This window comes from Streptomyces sp. NPDC051913 (assembly GCF_044593635.1).
In the GTDB taxonomy this organism is placed as follows: domain Bacteria; phylum Actinomycetota; class Actinomycetes; order Streptomycetales; family Streptomycetaceae; genus Streptomyces.
Window position 1 is genome coordinate 452,109 of the sequence record NZ_JBIUCI010000008.1, and the last position, 19,374, is coordinate 471,482.

Consider the following 19,374-nt stretch of genomic DNA (forward strand, 5'->3'; position numbering starts at 1 on the left):
GGCGCCGGGCCCGGTCGATCACCTCACCGCGCCTTGCCGTGCAGGAGATCGAAGGTGAAGACGCCGCCATGGCCCGCGGCACAGACGCGCCGCTCGTTCGTGAACCAGGCGCAGGCTCGGAGCGGGTGCGCCACGCGGATCATGGTCAGGCAGACGCCCTCGTGTACGTCCCACACGCGTAGTTCCCCGGCCTCGTCGACGCTCGCGAGCAGGTTGCCGGTGGCGTCGAAGGCGACTGATCGGACCGTTCCCGTGTGTCCCGTCAGGTCGGCCACGACGGTGGGCGGCTCACCGCGCCACAGACGGATGACCCTGTCCTGCCCGCCGGTGGCGAGGAGACCGCCTGTCCGTGCCACGTCGCAGGCGGTGACCCAGCCGGTGTGCCGCGACGGATACCTCCTCGATTCCGCGCTCGCCTTCCTCCTCGATTCGCCGTGCGGTTCGGTGAAGCACAGCATCCCGTCGTCGCCGGTGCTGACGACCCAACGGCCGTCGGGCGAGAACGCGCAGGTCCGGGCCCATCCCTCATGGCAGTGGGCGTCATGGAGGAGTCGGCCTTCCAGGTCGAGGACGGTGACCCGCCCGTCGCTGGAGGCGGCGGCGATCCATGAGCCGTCGAGGGAAAGAGCTGTCGAGAGAACGCTGCGCCGTGCCTGGCCGGGGAGGTCGGCGAGGAGCGCGCCGCTGTGCGCGTCCCAGCGTCGGATGCGGCCGTCGTCTCCGCTGCTCAACAGCCAGTTTCCGGAGGCGTCGACGACGACGGACGTGGTCGCTCCGTCATGGGCGTCGATCAGGCGTACGGTGTCACCGGCCGCGGACTGCAGACGAATCGACCCGTTGGAACTCGCCGCGGCGATACGCCGACCGTCGGCAGAGACGGCGCAGTCACGCCAGTGGGACACGTCCGTCTCGATGACGGCGCGCAGTCGTCGCCGCCCGATGTCCCACACGCGTACGCTCTCGTCGCCCCCCGAGGTCACCAGCAGGCCGGCGGAACCGGTCGCCATCGTGCGCACCCCTGACGGATGGCGGCCCAGCACCGTCGGCAGTGCTCCTGCGGCGGGATCCCACAGACGTACCTCCGGGTCATCCCCCGCCGTCGAGATCAGGCCGCTGTCGCGGTCGAGGGCGCAGGCCCAGATCGCGCCCGTGTGCCCTTCGAGTACGGCGGACTGTGTGCCCGTCCGTAGGTCCCAGATCCGCACCAACCGGTCGTCACCGACGCTGACCAGGGTGTGGTCGCCCGGGCCGGGGCACAGCGCGCGGACGTACCCGCTGTGCCCCCGCAGGACGGCGCGCTCGGATCCGTCGGCCGCGTTCCACACCCGTACCGTGCGATCGCCGCCCGCGGACGCGATCCACTGCCCGTCGGGGCCGTGGACACAGGTCCGGACGGCTCCGGTGTGTCCGGTGAGCGTCATCAGCGGTACCCCGGTCGGCACGTCCCAGATCTTGACGGTGTGGTCGTCGCTGCCGCTGATAAGGCGTGTGGAGTCGGGGCTGAACGCGCAGGTGCGCACCGGCGCGGCGTGGCCGGCCAGGGTGGCGAGGGCCGTGCGGTGGGTGGCGTCCCAGATCTGTACGAGGTGACGGTCGTCCGCGGTCGCGATGAGTCGGCCATCCGGGCTCACGGCGCAGGCGCGCACGGTTGCGCGCTCGGCGGGAAGCGCACCGAGAAAGGCCCCGGTGGCCAGGTCCCAGAGCCGCGTCCGCCGGTCCTCGCCCGCCCCGGCCATCCACTGGCCACCGGGTTCGACCGCACATGCCTTGACGGCGCCGCTCGGCCCGCCCGACTCGGGCGGCGGCTGGTCGAACCTGGCGGGATCCCAGAGCAGGATGGTGCCGTCGACATCCGCGGTGGCGAGCCAGGCTTCTTCGCCGTCGCTGCCCGCCGCGCTCGCCCAGATCGCGCCCCGGTGCCCGAGCAGCTCCGCCCGCAGCCCGGTGTCTTCGCCGTCAACGCCCCACACCCGTACAGTCCGGTCGTCGCCGGCCGTCGCGAGCCAGGTTCCGTCGGCGGCCGCGGCGCAGGCGCGGATCCACCCGGTGTGGCCGTTGAGGAGCAGGCGCATCTCCCCGGTCTCGACGTCCCACACGCGGGCGCTGCCGTCAGCGCCCCCGCTCGCCAGCCATCGCCCCCGCGGATCGACGGCGAGGGCACGCACCGGGCCGGAGTGTCCGCGGAGCGTCCTGAGCAGCACACCGTCCCCGGCGTGCCACAGCCGGACGGTGCCGTCGTCGCCGCCGGTCGCAAGCCACGATCCGTCCGGCCCCGCGGCACAGGCCCTGATCCACCCGGTGTGGCCGGTCAGCGTCAGGCGTACGGTGCCCGACTTGACGTCCCACAGGCGGATGAGGCGGTCTGCCCCGGCGCTGGCCAGCCAGTCGCCGCGCGGACTGACCGCGGCGGCTCGCACGGCCCCGGTGTGGCCGGTCATCGTCCTGGTGACGTCTCCCTCCCCGCGCAGCGACCGGACGGTGATGGTGGCGTCGTCGCCGGCGCTGGCCACCCAGCGGCCCAACGGGTCGACGGGGCAGGCCCAGTTCATGCCCTTTCCGGCCCCGTCGGCGAAGACATGCTGGACGTGGCCGGTGCGTACCTCCCAGATCCGTACGACGCCGTCTCCGCCGGTACTGGCCAGCAGCTGTCCGTCCCGGCTCGCGGCGCAGGCCCAGACCCCCGACGTGTGGCCGGTCAGTGTGCGCCGCAGGGCGGCGTGCGGGAGGTCGGCGGGCGGCCACGCCGGACGCAGCCGAGGCGCGGTCAGGCCCGACTCGAAGGCGGAGATGCTCGGTTCGATATCCGAGGTTCGCTCCAGGCGGCTGAGGAAGACAGAGGTGAGGGCGTGTTCGGGTCGGGTGCCGGTCAGCAGGTGCGCGCTGCGGCCGATCGCCCGGTGCAGCGCTCGTGCTTCGGGCGAAGTCGCCCGGGCCAGATCCTCCTCGACGGCGACCGGTCCGAGCACCTTGAGCTTCTCGGTCAAGTAGCCCAGGTGACGGCAGAGTTCCTCGAACTCATCGGCCGCACCTGCTTCGGGCAGGTGATAGCCGAGGTTGCGCCACATGTAGGTGTCGTCCGCGGGCAGCCGCCACCAGGGGCGCGGAGGCTCGCCATCGCCTCGGGCGCCGTGGAAGCCGTCCGTGCCGTGGAAACCGTCCGTGCCGTCGAGACCTTCCGTCGCCTTCGCGATGACCGCCGCCAGGAGCTGCCCGTTGAGTTCCGTAAGTCCCGCCGCGCCCACTCGCGTGCGGAGATAGTCCCGGATCACGTCGTGCAGGCGGACACCCCGGCCGGTGGTCGTCGGCAGGGCGAGGGAGAGGTCGACCAGGTCCTCGCAGAGCAGGTCTGCCTCAAGGGGCGAGAGGTCCCCGGTCGCCGACCAGAAGGTGTGCACCGTGGACGCCGGGATGTCCTGGTCCTCGGGGAACACGGCGAGTTCCAGGAACCTGGCCAGGTCGTCGCCGGAGAGACTGTCGAGGCTCGCCTCGACCGTGGCCGCCACGGCGTCCGCGCGGTCCTCCGAGCGCCGGACGTCCAGGGCCGTCGGACCCTTGGCGCGCAGACGTTCGTCAATGCGTTCACCGGCTACGGCGGCCGACTCACCGGCCGCGACATAACGCCGCAGTGCCTTGTTGACGAGGGACAGCAGCACGGGCCAGCGCCCGGTGCGGGCGAACAGCCGGTGGGCGATGTGCATGGGCAGGTCGGGGAGGCCGCGCGACAGCAGGGTGAGCGCCTCGTCGTCCGTCATCGCTCCGACGACCACCGACACGGAATCCGCGGGAAGAATGCTGCTGACGCGTGTCGTGATCAGTCGGGCGCAGTTCTCGGCGCCGCTCAGGAAAGGGCGGAGTTGGGATCGGGTCCATACGTCGTCGACGACGATGAGAAACCGGCGGGCGCCGATGAGTTCACCGAGGCGAATCCCCGCGACATCCGGATCCGAAAGGGTGGGGCGCGTTCCCGAGACCATCTCCGAGAGGTCGTTCAGTTTCTCCGCCAGGCGTCCGGCCGTGGTCTCCTCCCCCACGGTGACCCACAGGACGCCGTCGGGAAATCGGGTGCCGGTCTCTGGCGCGAGGCAGGTGGCGACGGCGAGCGTGGTCTTGCCGAAGCCGCCCGCGCCGCGCAGTGCCGTGGTGATGGCCACCCGGCCCGGTTCCCTCCGGCCGAGGAGCGAGAGCAGTTCCCGGGCCTGGACGTCACGCGGGACGGGGGCCACCGTGACCGGGGGGACCATCCAGATGCGACCACGCGGCGGTTCGGGAGGCCGGACGGCGGTGGCCGCGCGGAGTTCGGTGAGCGCCTGGTAGATCTGACCGCTGAGGTCGGAGGGTGACTCGAACGTGGCACAGACGATCTCGGAAGTGAGCAACGCCTGCCGGAACGCCGCCTGTCGGGCGGGATGGACGAGATCGGCGAACGTACCCACCGGGACGAGAGCGTGTTCGCCGAGCATGAAGATCAGCGTGGGAATGCTGTGGGCCCGAGCGGTTGCGTACTCCAACTCGGTGTACGAGACATTCGGGCGGTCGACCACGGGTGAGCCGTACCGGAAACCGATGATGCCGACATAGATGTCGGACTCGACGACTTGACGTTCGCAATACGACGCCGGCGCCTCGTCGCGTGCCGAGAACTGTGACATCTCGACCGGAATATCGCCCGCCTTGAGAACCGCGTCACGAGCGGCGTCGATGAATGTCCGCGCGGCCGGGTACGCGCTGAATTCGGATGTATGGCTGACGAAAACCTTGCGCGGCACAACGCCCACCGGCCCAAGGTACCGCAGACCGAGAGCCTGGTGACCAGGTATCACGGCACGAGGGGCGGGACGCTGTCGGCCGCGTCATCGCCCGCGACAGACCCGGCGACGTCGGCGATCAGGCCCGGGATACTGGTGGGCCATGGATGAGGTCGAAGTCGTCGTCGCCCATTCCGAGCGCGCGACGCTGCGGGTCGGAGACGTGTTCCTGAAGGTGGACGCCGATCAGGCGCGCATCGACATCGAGGTCGAGGCGATGTCCCTCGCACCGGTCCCGACCCCGAGGATCCTGTGGCGCGAACCGCCCGTACTCGCGACCGCCGCACTCCCGGGGACCACGCTCGGACGACTCGGCGGGCCGGCGACCGGGTCGCCGGCGGCGTGGGCCGCGGCAGGCGCCGCCCTCCGCACGCTGCACGACGCGGCCCTGCCGCCCTGGCAGGGCCGGGCCGGGCGGAGTATCGACGAGTTGACGAAGGAACTCGACGCCGAGTGCGAGCTGCTCGTCGCGAACGGCGTCCTGCCGACCGGCCTGGTCGCCCGCAACCGCCAGGTCGCCGAGGCCGCGCTGCGGCCATGGACTCCGGCGTTCACGCACGGCGACCTGCAGATCGCGCACGTCTTCGTCGACGGCGACGAGGTCACCGGCATCATCGACTGGTCCGAGGCGGGCCAGGGCGATGCCCTCTACGACCTCGCCACCTTCATCCTCGGACACGAGGAACACCTCGACGACGTCATCGCCGGCTACGGCACCGACATCGACCTCGACGTGATCCACGCCTGGTCGTCACTGCGAAGCCTGCTGGCGGTCCGCCCGCTGATCGAGCAGGGCTTCGACCCCTTCGCACCGGGCTGTGAGGTCGACTTGCTGAGATCCCGGATGTGAGGCCGCGCGGGGCATACCGCCTTCGGGGCAGGCGTGTCACCGGGTGTAGGTGAGGCTCTCCCCGTTCTCGGAGTTGAGGCGGCGCAGGGTGCCGTCGCCTCCGAGGGTGAGGGTCGATGTGGTGCCCGGCGCACAGGAGGACATCGGAACGCCGGAAGTGACGGTGCTCGGGCCGAGCTTCAGCCGGCCGCCGTCGCTTGACACGGCAGCCAAGGGAGCCGTGAACACGCAGTGGTAGGTACCACTGCCGTTGGGTCCGTCGGCGACAAGGATCAACACGTCGTCCCCGATACGGCCCTGCTTGATGACGAGCGAACGGGTGTTCTCACCGGAGGCGTTGGAGATGGTGGTGCTCCAGCTACCGAGGAAGGCCGAGGGGACGTCACCTTTGGCCACCGCGGAGGGTGAGAGGGAGGGGGAGGGAGACGGAGAGGGGTCGTCGCCTCCCACGGAGTGCGCGGGTGTCTGCTGGATGAAGGGGCGTAGCTGGTAACCGAATGCGGTGAAGGCGATAGCGAGAACGGCAGCCGTCGCGGCCAGTGCGAGAGTGTGACGAGGACCGCGCTTACGCGGGGACGAGAGTGTGCCGCCCGCCCCGATGATCACGGGTGCTGAGGGATCGAGGACGACGGTGGGCCACGCCGACGGGTCGGACCGGGAGGCGTCGTGGAGCGGAGGCCGAGGGTCGGAAGCGGCGCTCGCGTCAGCCTGCGGTGGTAACGCCGAGAGGACGGACCGGCGTGCGCCGGCGTCGGCCGGCCTTCGCACTTCCCAGACCCGCGCCGCCGAGGAGGAGTCGCCGACAGGCCGGTAGGAACGTGCACCTATCGCGGCGGCTGCGGCACGCCGTGCGAGTCCGACTTCGGCGGGGGCTGTCAGCACCGTGGGCCGGGTGGGTCGGCCGGTGGCACCGAGGGCGGCAGCGGCGGCCCGTCGCAGCAGACCGGGACGGCTCATCCGCTGCCGTCCTGATCAGCGGTTGACCTGTGTGCTCGCCCTGGCTGAGATGACGGATCGGGCGACGCCGGACGGCTGTTCGGAGGCGGTTCGGGGGCGCCGGTGCCACGCTGCTGCTGCGCCGAGGACACCTCCTGCGCTCCGTCCGGGCCTGCGGGAACCACGCCCGCGCCGAGAATGGCCTCGGTCAGACGGGAGTTCTTGAGCTGTACCAGGATCAGTGGCGCGGAGGCTCCGGCGGCGAACACGGCGAAGCCACCACTGACCTGTCCCGACGTTCCCAGCAGCCCGGCCACCAGGGCACCCAGGATGGTATGCGCCACGGCGGCGACCGTTTCGCCCCCGACGTCGTAGAACGCACCGAACGTAGGCGGGCCCTCAGCTCCGGGCTCGGGTGCATGCCGGTACTGCTGACGCCCGTTGAGCCATTCGTTCATACAGTTGTAGGCGTGCATGATCCCGCGTACCGCTCCGCCTGCGGCGCCGAGCAGCAGCAGTGTCGCAGTGTTCACGGTGTCCCAGCCCCAGCAGGAAGCCTTCACTGATAACACCACCAAGCCTACGGATCCGTTCGCCGCGGCGCTGCCCCTTTGCACGGACCGCCCTACCCGGTGTCTCAGCCCGGCTTGGTCGCCAGCGTCGCGAAATAGCTCGACAGGTACGGGGCGGATGCGTCGGAGTGGTGGGGAGCTTCCGCGAAGCCGGTGAGGACGAACCCGGCCGCGAGTTGCCCGCCGATCTGGTCGGTGAGGGTGTGGCTGTATTCGAGAGCGGCGTCCGCGCCGAACTTCTTGGCGCGTTCCTCGGCGGAGTAGTGCGTGACATCGCTGTAGGGCAGTTGGTGTACGACGATCAGCTCGCCGCGCTCGTCGAGAGCCTCGTGGTCGAACAGGTACGTATCGGGGTTGAGGAAGCCCGCGAGCAGGGTTCCGCCCGGTCGCAGCACACGGAAGCACTCGCGCCACACCGGCGCCAAGTCCGGTGCGAACAGGTTGGAGACCGGGTGGAACACGACGTCGAACGCCGCATCGCCGAAGGCACTGAGGTCGCGCATGTCGCCCAGGACGGTGCGCAGCTCAAGCCCGTCGCGCGCCGCCACCATCTCGTCCTGACCGAGCTGCCGGGGCGAGTTGTCGAACACGGTGACCCTCGCCCCCGCGGCGGCGAGGATCGGACCCTGCTGGCCACCTCCGGAGGCCAGGCACAGCACGTCCTTGCCGGTCAGATCCGTCGGCAACCAGGAGCGGTCGACCGGCTCACGTCCGATGAGGACGATCGACCAGTCGCCCCCGCGAGCACGCTCGACCTCCTCGGCGCTCACCGGCCTCGACCACTCATTGCCCTCTTGGACGTACTTGTCCCAGGCTGCCCGATTGTGGGCAACGGGGTCGACACCCATGTCCTGCACGTTCAACTCTCCCTGCTACGGCCAAGCGTGTACCCGCGGCACCGACAGTCCAGTGCCGCCAGCCAACACGATCGCAGGGCGCGCGCTCAACGAGGTTTCCATCCTGTGGGCCCGATGACCGCCTCCACGCGCGTGTCGGATTGCCCGACTCCGGTAAAGCGAACAACGTCAGGAGCAACAACCAGCAAAGGGACATATCCGAGCAGGAAGCAGGATGACGCATGCCCGGCAGTGAGAGCGAGAACCCGGCGATCCCCTCCCCCACCCCCACGGCGAGCCGGCCGCGGACGAACCGGGACTGGTGGCCCGAGCAGCTGGACCTTCAGGTTCTCCATCAGCATTCGTCGCGTTCGAATCCGATGGACAAGGGCTTCGACTACGCCAAGGAGTTCGCGACCCTCGACGTGGAAGCGCTCAAGCGTGACGTCTTCGAGGTGATGACCACCTCGCAGGACTGGTGGCCGGCCGACTACGGTCACTACGGCCCGCTCTTCATCCGCATGAGCTGGCACTCCGCGGGAACGTACCGGACGGCTGACGGCCGGGGCGGCGGCGGTGCCGGCGCGCAGCGGTTCGCTCCGCTGAACAGCTGGCCGGACAACGCGAGCCTGGACAAGGCGCGTCGTCTGCTGTGGCCGGTCAAGCAGAAGTACGGGCAGCGGATCTCCTGGGCCGACCTGCTGGTCTTCGCCGGGAACTGCGCCATGGAGTCCATGGGGTTCAAGACGTTCGGGTTCGGCTTCGGGCGGGAGGACCAGTGGGAGCCGGAGGAGATCTTCTGGGGACCCGAGGACACCTGGCTCGGGGACGAGCGCTACAGCGGGGACCGGGAACTGGGCGGTCCGTTCGGCGCCGTACAGATGGGCCTGATCTACGTCAACCCGGAAGGCCCCAACGGCACCCCGGATCCGCTGGCCGCGGCCCGCGACATCCGTGAGACGTTCGGGCGGATGGCGATGAACGACGAGGAGACGGTGGCACTCATCGCCGGCGGCCACACCTTCGGCAAGTGTCACGGGGCGGTCGACCCCAGCTACGTCGGCCCCGAGCCCGAGGGCGCTCCCATCGAGCAGCAGGGCCTGGGCTGGCGGAACACCCACGGCAGCGGAGTCGGCGGCGACGCGCTGACCAGCGGCCTCGAAGGGGCCTGGACGTACGAGCCGACCAAGTGGGACAACGGATTCCTGGACAACCTCTTCGGCTACGACTGGGAACTCACCACGAGCCCGGCCGGTGCCCACCAGTGGACGCCCACCGACCCCTCCGCCCGGGACAAGGTGCCCGACGCCCATGATCCGTCCAAGCGGCACGCCCCGATCATGCTGACGACGGACCTCTCGCTGAAACTGGACCCGGTCTACGGCCCGATCGCCCGGCGCTTCCACGAGAACCCCGACCAGTTCGCGCTGGCGTTCGCCAAGGCGTGGTTCAAACTCCTGCACCGCGACATGGGTCCCCGCTCGCGCTACCTCGGCCCGTGGATTCCCGAGCCGCAGCTGTGGCAGGACCCGGTTCCCCCGGTCGACCACGACCTGATCACCGACACCGACATCGCCGCCCTCAAGGCAACCATCCTCACCTCCGGCCGGTCCGTCTCCCAGCTCGTCACCACCGCCTGGGCCGCCGCCGCCAGTTTCCGCGGCACCGACAAGCGCGGCGGCGCCAACGGGGCCCGCATCCGGCTCGCACCGCAGAAGGACTGGGAGGTCAACGCCCTCCCCGAAGTCACCGAGACGGTACGCGCACTCGAGCAGATCCAGCAGGACTTCAACGGCTCACAGACCGGCCGGACCAGGGTCTCCCTCGCCGACCTGATCGTCCTGGGCGGCTGCGCGGCCATCGAGAAGTCCGCGGCCGACGCCGGGCACGAACTGACCGTCCCCTTCACACCGGGGCGCACGGACGCCACGCAGGATCAGACCGACGTGGAGTCGTTCGCCGTCCTCGAACCCAAGGCGGACGCCTTCCGCAACTACCTCAGGGCGGGCGAGAAGCTCTCCCCCGAGACGCTCCTGCTCGACCGCGCGAACATGCTCAACCTCACCGCCCCCGAGATGACCGCCCTGATCGGCGGCATGCGCGCCCTCGGCACCGCCTACAAGGGCTCCGCACACGGCACTCTCACCCACCGGCCTCAGACCCTGACCAACGACTTCTTCATCAACCTCCTCGACATGCGCACCCAGTGGTCCACCTCGGCCACGGACGAGAACGTGTACGAAGGCCGGGACCGCGACACCGGAGAGGTGAAGTGGACCGCGACCGCCGTCGACCTGGTCTTCGGCTCGCACTCCCAACTCCGCGCCCTCAGCGAGGTCTACGCCTCCCATGACGCCGACGCGAAGTTCGTACGGGACTTCGTCGCCGCCTGGGACAAGGTGATGAACCTCGACCGGTACGACGTCCGCGCCTGAGCCAGCCCCAGGGCCCCAGGTCAGGAGCCGCCCGAGCTCCTGACCTGGGGGTCGAGGACGTTCCGTCTCAAGACGTCGCCCTCAGCCGCCGATAACGGACATCGGTCGGTCCGGCTGCACGAACGTCGGGTCGTGCAGGCCCGCGCCCGCCTTCAGGTGCCGACCTGCCGCGCTTCTCCGATCCCTCTTCCGTCAGCTCGAAGCGGATGCGCAGCGAGGCTCGCACCGTGCTGGGCACGCCGAGCTGTTTCTCGGCAGCGCGAGCCCTTCAACACAACGGGTTCAAGCCCGGGTTGCTCAAGCGGACCGTCGAGCGTCAGCTGCGTGTCATGGGAGCACCGTCGGCGGCCTTCTCCGCGGCGGCTGCCGACACCACTCACGACGCGCCGGCTCCGTGACACGCCGCCGGACGGCCTATCGGGACCCTTCACCGATCTTCTGGTCATAACGTGCGGAATATGATGAAAACTCATGTCACCTACCTGGCATGTGCCGCGGCACTCACCGGAGCGGCGCTCGGCGCCGGCCCGGCGGTCGCCGCGGACCACATGACGCACCTGGTCTTTCCGGGCGAGTCGATCCAGAAGGCCGTGGACGCCGCAGCGCCGGGAGACACCGTTCTGCTGACCCCCGGCACCTACCGCCAGAGCGTCAAAGTCACCACGCCCGACCTCACCCTGCGCGGCACGGGCCCCGAGACCGTCCTGGAGCCGGCCAAGACCAAGGCCGCCGAGAGCTGTGGCGAGAACGGCAACGGCATCTGCGTGGTCGGCACGAAGGACAAGAACATCGAGGGCGTCACCATCGCCTCCCTGACCGTGACCGGCTTCGCCAAGGCCGGGGTCATCGGCGTGGGGACCGACAGGCTGACCGTGCGGAACGTGACCGCGGCGAAGAACGGGGTGTGGGGGATCGCGCAGGAGCGCTCGGTCCGCAGCGTGCTGCGCCACAACACCGTCCGGGACAACGGGGACGCCGGCGTCTTCCTCGCGAACACGATCAGAGCCGAGGAGGGCGCCGTGGACACGGAGGGAACCGTGGTCGAAGGCAACCTCCTGCAAGGCAACCGGATCGGTGTCACCGTCCGGCGCCTGCGGAACCTCACCGTCGCGCACAACCGTGTCACCGGCAACTGCGCGGGCGTCTTCGTCGTCGGCGACGAGAACAAGCCGAGGGCCGGTGCGCTGACCGTGCGCGACAACCGCATCGCACGGAACAACAAGTCCTGCCCCAAGACCGCGCGGCTCGACGCGATCCAGGGCTCCGGCATCGTGCTCACCGGCGCCGAGGACACCCTGGTGACGAAGAACCGCGTCACGGACAACGTCGGCGACTCCTCGATGTCGGGCGGCATCGTCCTGCTCAAGAGCTTCGTGGGCACCGCCAATGACCGCAACCGGATCACCGGCAACGTGCTGGCGGGCAACTCCCCGGCGGATCTCGTCAACGCGGACACCGGCGAAGACAACACCTTCCAGGGCAACACCTGCCGGGCGTCCCGCCCCGCAGGACTGTGCTGACGGCCGCAGAACCGCTCATGAACTCCCAGAAGGAGGGCGGCCCATGACGACCGCACAGACCGCACAGACCACGCACACCGCACAGACCTCACCGACCGCGCCGGCCGCCCCGCCGTCACCCATGCGGCTCAGGGAACTCGCGTTCGGAGCGGCATGCGCGGCCGCCCTCCGCGCGGCCACCCGGCTGAACGTCGCCGACGCCCTCGGTGACAGCCCCATGACCGCGGAGGAACTCGCGGCCGCGGTACGCACCGAACCCAAGCCGCTGCGACGGCTGTTGCGGGCCCTGTCCTGCTACGGCGTCTTCGCCGAGCAGCCGGACGGGACGTTCACCCACACCGAGATGTCCCGCCAGTTGCGCGTGGACGACCCGCACAGCCTGCGCGACATCGTCCTGTGGTGCACCGAACCGTGGACCTGGGACGCGTGGCCGCGGCTGGACGAGGCGGTGCGCTCCGGCCGCAACGTCGTACAGGAGCTGTACGGCAAGGAGTTCTTCCCCTACCTCAACGAGGACGCCCCGGAGTCGGCCGACGTCTTCAACCGGGCCATGACGACCTCCAGCGTGCAGTCCGCGCGCGATGTCGCGCGGTTCCTCGACCTGTCGGCAGCCGGCTCGGTCGCCGACATCGGGGGCGGTCAGGGGCATGTGGTGGCGAGCCTGCTGGAGAAGTACCCGGCGCTGCACGGCACCCTGCTCGACCTGCCGCGTGTGGTGGAGAACGCCGACGCACGGCTGCGGGCGGGAGGCGCACTCGCCGACCGGATGCGCCTGGTACCCGGTGACTGCCGGGAGGACGTCCCGGTCAAGGCCGATGTCTACGTCATCAAGAACATCCTGGAGTGGGACGACGCCAGTACTGCCCGGACGTTGCGCAACGTCATGCGGGCGGGCGGCCCGGGAGCGCGGGTCGTGGTCATCGAGAACCTCGTCGACGACTCCCCGTCGATGCGGTTCAGCACCGCGATGGACCTGTTGCTGCTCCTGAACGTGGGCGGCGCCAAGCACACGACCGCCAGCATGGTCGACAGGCTGACCACGGCGGGCCTGGTCATCGACGACGTACGCCCGGTCAACCCCTATCTGCACGCGTTCGACTGCACCGTCCCCGAGTGATCAAGTCCCCCGGCGAAACCCTTCACGAACCGCCGGTCGCCGGGCACGCAACCCTCGCGTGCCCGGCGACCGGCGGTTCATTCGGTGCTTCAGGAGGGGGCGTTGTCCCGCTCCCAGCGGTAGAAGCAGCGCGCCATGGCGTCCTTCGGTGAACGCCAGGTCGCCGGATCGTACGCGGTGACGTACGCCGACAGCCGCTCGCTGACGTCCCGGAACTCGGGATGCCCGGCCGCCTTGGCGATGGCGGGTCCGGGGTCGCGCTCCGACTCGATGAGGTGCAGATAGACGTCGCCGAACTGGAAGAGGCTGCGGCGGGCGACACCCACGAGGTGGGGCAGCTCTCCCCGGTCCGACTCCTCGAACACCTTGGCGATGTCGAGGGCCGACTCCGGCGCCATGCGGGCGATGATGAGGGATTGGTGCATCGTCCTGCCCTCCGTCCGGTTCAGTCGGACAGCACCGGCGCGGGCCGGCGCTCCGTGGCTGCCTGCTCGATCCGGTCCCGGATCAGGGCCATCTGCACCTTGGAGTTCCGGTTGATGTTGTCGGTCATCCAGGCGTCGTCGACCGGTGCGTCCGGCTTCATCGCGAAGTCCTGGGTCCACACCATCCGGGTGCCTTCGAGCACCTTCTCGTACTCCCACACGATGTTCATGTAGGCGAAGGGCCCGGTCTCGACCCGGCGCGCCCGCACGGTGAGCGTGTCACGGTCCGGCTCGCGTTCCGACACCCAGCTCCACACCTTCCCGTTGTCGTCGGGGTGCATGGTCAGCCGGAAGGTGGTCCGGTTCCCCTCCTGGGAGAGGATCTCGGCCGAGGCGTACTCGCTGAACAGCTGCGGCCAGCTCGCGACGTCGTTGGTCATGTCCCAGACCAGGTCGAGCGGCGCACCGATGGTGATCTCGTTCTGGGTGTGCCCGGCCATGTCAGGCTCCCGCCAGTAGAACGCTGTTGACCAGTTCGAGGAACTGCTGCGGGGTCTTGCTCTTCTCCGCGTCGGGAGGCATGGGCGTGCCGTACCGGTTCTCCAGCTCACCCACGATGCCGAGCAGGGCGAGGGAGTCGATCCCGAAGGCGTCGAAGCCGGTGTCGTAGCGCTGCCGGAGGTCCTCCGGGGGGACGGTGACTCCGGCGGACTTCTTCATGAGCTCGCTGAGCTCCTCCACGTTGATGCGGTCACTCATGCGGTGTGTCTCCCTGCTGTGTCGGGTGCTGTGTGATGAGTGCTGGCGATGCCTCGTCATGAGGCGTCGCCGGCGCCGCGCCGGAGCACGAGCGCCGAGTTCGACCCCATGAGTCCTCGGCTGAGGACGAGCGCCGTGCGCAGTTCGGCCGCACGGGCGCGCGAGGTCACGAGGTCGAGGTCGTGGCAGGCGTCGAAGACGTTGGGGGTGGGCGGGATCAGACCGTGTTCCATCGCGAGCACCGCAGCGGCGACGTCCAGGACGGGCGCCGCCGAGTAGCTCCGGCCGGTACCGGTCTTCGGCGCCGTGACAGGGACGCGCCTGCCGTGCGTACCCAGGGCGTCCACGATCGCCAGTGCCTCGGCGCGGTCCGCCTCCGGTACACCGAGGGCGTCGGCGAACACCACGTCGATCTCCTCGGGCGCGCAGTCCGCCTCTTCCAGGGCGCCCAGGACGGCCTGGACGAGCCCTTGCCGGGACTGCTCCCAGCGGGAGGCGCCGGTGAACGTGGCCGCGTGGCCCGCCACGGTGGCGCGCACGGACGCGCCCCGTTCCCGGGCCGAGTCCTCGCTCTCCACGACGAGCATGGCGCCGCCTTCGGCGGGCACGAATCCGCAGGCCGCCGTGGTGAAGGGACGGTAGGCCCGCTCGGGCTCGTCGACGGTGCTCAGCTCCTCGTAACCGAGCTGGCAGACCATCGAGTAGGGGGCGAGCGGCGCCTCGGTCGCGCCGGCCACGAGCACGTCGGTGCCGCGCCGCACGGCCCGGGCCGCGTGCGCCACGGCGTCGAGGCCGCCCGCCTCGTCGGCGGCGACCACACCGCACGGGCCCTTGAAACCGCGCCGGATGGAGATCTGGCCGGTGCTCGCGGCGTAGAACCAGGCGATGGACTGGTACGGCCCGACGAAACGGCTGCCCTTGTCCCACAGCTGTTGCAGTTCCCGCTGCCCGAACTCGCCGCCGCCGGAACCCGCCGCGGTCACCACACCCACGGAGAACGGCGCCTCGTCCGTGTCGCTGCGGCCGAGGCCGGCGTCGTCGAGCGCCTGGTCGGCCGCGGCCATCGCGAAGTGGGTGAACCGGTCGGTCTGGACGAGGTAGCGCTCCTCGACCAGGCTCGGTGGGTCGAAGTCCCGGACCTCGCCGCCCACCCGCAGGGGCAGGTGTCCGCATCCCTCACGGGTGATCCGGTCCAGGACGCTGATGCCTTCCTTGGTCGCCTTCCAGAAGGTCTCGGTGCTGGTTCCGTTGGGCGCGACCACGCCGATCCCGGTGAGGGCCGCGCGCCGGGGATGTCCGCTCATCGTGTCTTCTCCCTCGGCAGGGTCAGGACCACCGCGGACTGGAAGCCACCGAATCCACTGCCCACGGAGAGAACACTGTTCAGCCTTCGCTCACGGGCGACGCGCGGGACGTAGTCCAGATCGCACTCGGGGTCCGGCGTCTCGTAGTTGGCGGTGGGCGGGACGACCTGGTGGGTCAGGGACAGCGCACAGGCGACGAGTTCGATCGCGCCGATCGCGCCGAGTGAGTGGCCCACCATGGACTTGATGGAGCTCATGGGCGTGTCGTAGGCGTGTGCGCCGAGGGCCCGTTTGACCGCGGCCGTCTCGTGCCGGTCGTTCTGGAGGGTGCCCGAGCCGTGCGCGTTGACGTAGTCGATCGCGGTGCGGTCCAGCCGGGCCTGATCCAGGGCGTCCTCGATGGCCCGTGCCATCTCCAGGCCCTCACTGGTCAGACCGGTCATGTGGTAGGCGTTGCCGAACGTGGCATAGCCGCCGATCTCGCAGTACACGTGGGCGCCACGGGCCCGCGCGTGATCGAGCTCCTCCAGGACGAGGACCGCGCCGCCCTCCCCCATGACGAAGCCGTTGCGGTCCGCGTCGAAGGGGCGGGAGGCGTGGGCGGGGTCGTCGTTGTTCGGGGAGGTCGCCTTGATCGCGTCGAAGCAGGCCATGGTGATCGGTGAGATCGGCGAGTCCGACGCCCCGGTTATGCAGATGTCGGCCCGGCCCTCCTCGATCGTGTGGAAGGCGTATCCGACCGCGTCCAGGCCCGAGGTGCAGCCGGTGGAGACCGTCTGCACCGGCCCGCGGGCCTCGAAGCGCTCCGCCAACGTCGAGGCGAGGGTGCTCGGCGCGAACGCCCGGTGCAGCTGCGGGCCGGCCTGCCGGTGGTCCACGTCCCAGCGCTTGCCTCCCTCGCTGACCAGCACGTAGTCGTGCTCCAGTCGGGTGGTGCCGCCGACCGCGGTGCCCAGGGAGACCGCCACGCGCCACGGGTTCTCCGCGGCGAGGTCGAGGCCCGAGTCCCGTACCGCCTCCTCCCCGGCCGCCAGGGCGAACTGGATGTACCGGTCGCACCGTGCGATCTGCTCCGGGTCCAGGCCGTGGGCCGCCGGGTCGAAGTCACACTCGGCCGCGATCCTCGAACGCAGCCCGGCCGGGTCGAAGAAGGTGATGCCCCGCGTCGCCGTGCGCCCGTGGGACAGCAGGTCCCAGAAGGCCGGCACTCCGATGCCTTCGGGGGCGACGACGCCCATGCCGGTGACCGCCACGCGCCTGGTCATGAACGGACCTGAGGCTCGGCCACCCGTCCCACGCTCGTGTGGGTCGGCTCCGCCGCGATCGGCACCCCGTCCGCGTCCTCGGTGTCGACATGGCCGAGCGGCGGGCTGGGGGCGAGCGGGCCGAGGTGGAAGACCATGCGGGCCTCCACCTTGCCGACGTTGCGGAAGCGGTGCCGCATGTAGGCGGGGATCAGCAGCCCTTGCTCGGGCTGCAGCGGGTGGGTGTCGCCGTCCAGGTCCACCTCCAGCTGTCCGCAGAGGACGTAGATGAACTCCTCGGAGTAGGGGTGGTAGTGCTCGGCGATGCGGTCGCCGGGCTGCACGATGGCCACGCCCATGAAACCGCTGGTGGAGCCGACGGTGGCAGGGGTGAGCATGGCGCGCAGGTCCCCGCCGCGCCGGGTGTTGGGCTCGACCTCGCTCAGGTCCACGATTCCAGGAAGTTTGTTCACGACGTTCCTCCGAACATGTGTTGCACCGGCACGGGGCGTGGCGACCACGGCCCCGATGCCGACGTGCCGAATCAGGCGTCGGGCGCCTGGCGGTCGGTGACGAGTGCCATGCGGGGGACGCTCAGGTGGTGAGCCGGGACGCCGTCCTTCAGCGCCGCGCCGTCGAGAGCTTCCGCGTCCAGGAGTTCCGCGATCTCGGTCGCCTGGCCAGGGTCGGACAGACCCGGCATGGCAACGTTGTCGAGGTCGCCCCGCACGTCCACGAGCCGCACCACCACGTCATCGCGCTGGAAGATCGTGCTGCGCAGCAGCGGCGTCTGCGGATCGTTGGCCGCTGCCACGTCCTGACGGGCGAGCAGCTCGGCCAGGCGCATTCCGCGCCCTTCGCGAGCCGGGTAGTACAGGGCCTGCCGTACGGCGCCCGCGCTGTCCTGGCCCGACGTCACATGGTGTACGGCGGGCAGCGCCGCGCGGGTGAAGAAGAGCCGCGCGGCCTCCGGGTCGTCGAGGTCCCTGTCCTGCTCCAGGTAGGGGTTGATGGCTTCCTCGACGGCACGTACCTCGGGCTGCTTGGCGACGTGGCGCAGCGCGGCGAGCAGGTCGCCCCGCACCTCGATGGCGCGGACCACCCGGTTGCCGTGCATGAACAGGGAGGTGCGGCACAGCTGGGTGGTGTCGTCGACCCGCGACTCCGGCGAGGCGTACCCGGCCAGGATCGCGGCCACGGTCTCCTCGCTGCCCGGCTTGACCGTGAAGGTGAGCGCGTGCCGGACCAGGCCGTCACCGATCCTCGGGGACGCCTGGAGCACACGGGCGCCGGGCTCCACGGCCGCCGCGGGGCCGCCGGTCTCGCGCACGACGTGGAAGCGAAGTGACCGGGTGTCACGGACGCAGCTGTGCAGTGGCTCCACCATCCGCACGTGGTCCTCACTGTTCACCCAGGTGAGGAACGGCGGAGCACTCTCCCACTCGCTGGTGATGAGCCATTGCGAGGGGTTCTCGATGGACTGGCACAGCTGGTCGCTGACATGCCCGGGGACCGACGCGACCTGGTTGCACAGTTGCTCGTACGCCTCCAGGAACTGCTGCTGAGCACCGTCGTAGACGTCCACCAGCAGGACGACACGCAGCCGGGAACCGTCGAACACGGACTGAGAGACGCGCTGCGACGCCTCTCGCATGAGGGATTCCGAAACACGTTCGGACGTGGTGGTCATCCTGCGCACATCTCCTTGACGGGAAAGAACCGGACGGGTCTCGCTCACGTCGACGTCTGCCTCCGACGTGCTCGATCCCCTCGATCCTGAGCCCGCTGCCGAAACCGCGCGACTCGTATGCCCCTGGGCGGGCGACCCCGGACCCCGGCGGACGGGGCCCGCTCAGACCAGGTGGGCGAAGACCACCAGGTTGTCCGTGTAGTCCCTGACCGTACGGTCGTAGTCACCCGCACAGGTGATGAGCCGGACCTGCGCCTGGTCCGTGTCGGCGTAGACACGCCGGCTGGGGAAGTTGTCCTTCTCGAACGTCTCCACGTCGTCGACCACGAAGGACGCCGTGCGCCCGTCGTCCCGTCTCACCTCGAAGGAATCGCCCTTCTTCAGTTCCCCGAGGTCCGCGAAGACGGCCGCCGAGGTCATGGTGTCGACGTGACCGGCGATGATCGATGTGCCCGCCTCCCCCGGGGAGGCTCCCTTGGCGAACCAGCCCACGAGATTGGTGTCGTCGGCCGGGGGCGGCTGGAGCTGACCGGTGCTGCCGATGGCGAGTTCCGTGAACGGGGCGTCGACGGAGATCTTCGGAATGAGCAGGCGTACGGGTCTGGCTCGCGGCAGATGCTTCCCCGCGGTCCGTTCGGCCGGCGGAGCCGCCGCGGCATCGGTGTGCGAGGCCTTGGGCGGGCCGGAGGCGTCGGACGGCGTGGTGTCGTTGCCGCCGAACAGGACCATGGCCAGCACCAGGGCCGCTACCGCGCCCACCACCAGCGTTTTGGTGCGGGGCTCGTTGTCTGCGAGGGAAGAGGGACGGGCTGCCATCGGGTGCTACCTCACCGGGGCGTGGCGGAAGATCGGACGAGGGACTGCACGGGGGAACCGGCGGG

Annotated in this window: 16 protein-coding genes; 4 read left to right on the forward strand and 12 right to left on the reverse strand. The window is 70.1% G+C overall.

Annotation, left to right across the window (positions count from 1 at the left end; translation table 11 throughout):
* Positions 1–23: 23 nt before the first annotated feature.
* Entirely contained in the window at positions 24–4,820 is a 4,797-nt protein-coding gene (locus ACIHIX_RS26205) for a DUF4062 domain-containing protein (RefSeq protein WP_399960139.1), read from the reverse strand.
* A gap of 88 nt (positions 4,821–4,908) precedes the next feature.
* Between ACIHIX_RS26205 and ACIHIX_RS26210 the strand changes: the two genes are divergently transcribed.
* On the forward strand, positions 4,909–5,655 hold the full coding sequence (locus ACIHIX_RS26210) for a phosphotransferase family protein (RefSeq protein ID WP_399960141.1): 747 nt from the start codon (positions 4,909–4,911) through the stop codon (positions 5,653–5,655).
* 36 nt (positions 5,656–5,691) lie between these two features.
* Here ACIHIX_RS26210 and ACIHIX_RS26215 read toward each other — a convergent pair whose 3' ends face one another.
* From ACIHIX_RS26215 to ACIHIX_RS26225, 3 genes are all read right to left on the reverse strand, one after another.
* On the reverse strand, positions 5,692–6,051 hold the full coding sequence (locus tag ACIHIX_RS26215) for a hypothetical protein (RefSeq protein WP_399960143.1): 360 nt from the start codon (positions 6,049–6,051) through the stop codon (positions 5,692–5,694).
* A 557-nt stretch (positions 6,052–6,608) separates the two neighbouring features.
* Entirely contained in the window at positions 6,609–7,067 is a 459-nt protein-coding gene (locus ACIHIX_RS26220; protein ID WP_399960145.1) for a hypothetical protein, read from the reverse strand.
* 161 nt (positions 7,068–7,228) lie between these two features.
* Positions 7,229–8,020 carry a class I SAM-dependent methyltransferase gene (locus ACIHIX_RS26225; protein WP_399960146.1) on the reverse strand — a complete coding sequence of 264 codons (792 nt, stop codon included), beginning with the start codon at positions 8,018–8,020 and terminating at the stop codon, positions 7,229–7,231.
* Between the two features lie 221 nt (positions 8,021–8,241).
* Between ACIHIX_RS26225 and katG the strand changes: the two genes are divergently transcribed.
* The 3 genes from katG (at position 8,242) to ACIHIX_RS26240 (ending at position 13,071) form a co-directional block, all read left to right on the forward strand.
* Positions 8,242–10,434: a catalase/peroxidase HPI gene (katG, locus tag ACIHIX_RS26230; RefSeq protein ID WP_399960148.1), complete on the forward strand. Its 2,193-nt coding sequence runs from the start codon at positions 8,242–8,244 to the stop codon at positions 10,432–10,434.
* A gap of 458 nt (positions 10,435–10,892) precedes the next feature.
* Entirely contained in the window at positions 10,893–11,954 is a 1,062-nt protein-coding gene (locus ACIHIX_RS26235; protein WP_399960150.1) for a nitrous oxide reductase family maturation protein NosD, read from the forward strand.
* Positions 11,955–11,997: 43 nt separating this feature from the next.
* Entirely contained in the window at positions 11,998–13,071 is a 1,074-nt protein-coding gene (locus ACIHIX_RS26240; RefSeq protein WP_399960152.1) for a methyltransferase, read from the forward strand.
* An 89-nt stretch (positions 13,072–13,160) separates the two neighbouring features.
* Here the strand turns inward: ACIHIX_RS26240 and ACIHIX_RS26245 are convergent, their stop codons facing one another.
* The 8 genes from ACIHIX_RS26245 to ACIHIX_RS26280 form a co-directional block, all read right to left on the reverse strand.
* Entirely contained in the window at positions 13,161–13,496 is a 336-nt protein-coding gene (locus tag ACIHIX_RS26245) for a TcmI family type II polyketide cyclase (protein WP_399960154.1), read from the reverse strand.
* A gap of 20 nt (positions 13,497–13,516) precedes the next feature.
* Complete coding sequence (locus ACIHIX_RS26250) at positions 13,517–13,996, reverse strand: SRPBCC family protein (protein ID WP_399960156.1); 480 nt, start codon at positions 13,994–13,996, stop codon at positions 13,517–13,519.
* A 1-nt stretch (position 13,997) separates the two neighbouring features.
* Entirely contained in the window at positions 13,998–14,255 is a 258-nt protein-coding gene (locus tag ACIHIX_RS26255) for an acyl carrier protein (RefSeq protein ID WP_399960158.1), read from the reverse strand.
* A 56-nt stretch (positions 14,256–14,311) separates the two neighbouring features.
* Complete coding sequence (locus ACIHIX_RS26260) at positions 14,312–15,559, reverse strand: ketosynthase chain-length factor (RefSeq protein WP_399960160.1); 1,248 nt, start codon at positions 15,557–15,559, stop codon at positions 14,312–14,314.
* Entirely contained in the window at positions 15,556–16,824 is a 1,269-nt protein-coding gene (locus ACIHIX_RS26265) for a beta-ketoacyl-[acyl-carrier-protein] synthase family protein (RefSeq protein ID WP_399960162.1), read from the reverse strand. Before ACIHIX_RS26265 ends, ACIHIX_RS26260 begins: the two co-directional genes overlap by 4 nt.
* Entirely contained in the window at positions 16,821–17,255 is a 435-nt protein-coding gene (locus ACIHIX_RS26270) for a cupin domain-containing protein (RefSeq protein WP_399960222.1), read from the reverse strand. The genes ACIHIX_RS26265 and ACIHIX_RS26270 overlap by 4 nt, the downstream gene beginning before the upstream one ends.
* A gap of 92 nt (positions 17,256–17,347) precedes the next feature.
* The gene (locus ACIHIX_RS26275; protein ID WP_399960164.1) at positions 17,348–18,493 is read right to left on the reverse strand and encodes a SchA/CurD-like domain-containing protein; all 1,146 of its coding nucleotides are present in this window, start codon (positions 18,491–18,493) and stop codon (positions 17,348–17,350) included.
* Positions 18,494–18,655: 162 nt separating this feature from the next.
* On the reverse strand, positions 18,656–19,309 hold the full coding sequence (locus ACIHIX_RS26280) for a class F sortase (protein ID WP_399960166.1): 654 nt from the start codon (positions 19,307–19,309) through the stop codon (positions 18,656–18,658).
* Positions 19,310–19,374 lie beyond the last annotated feature (65 nt).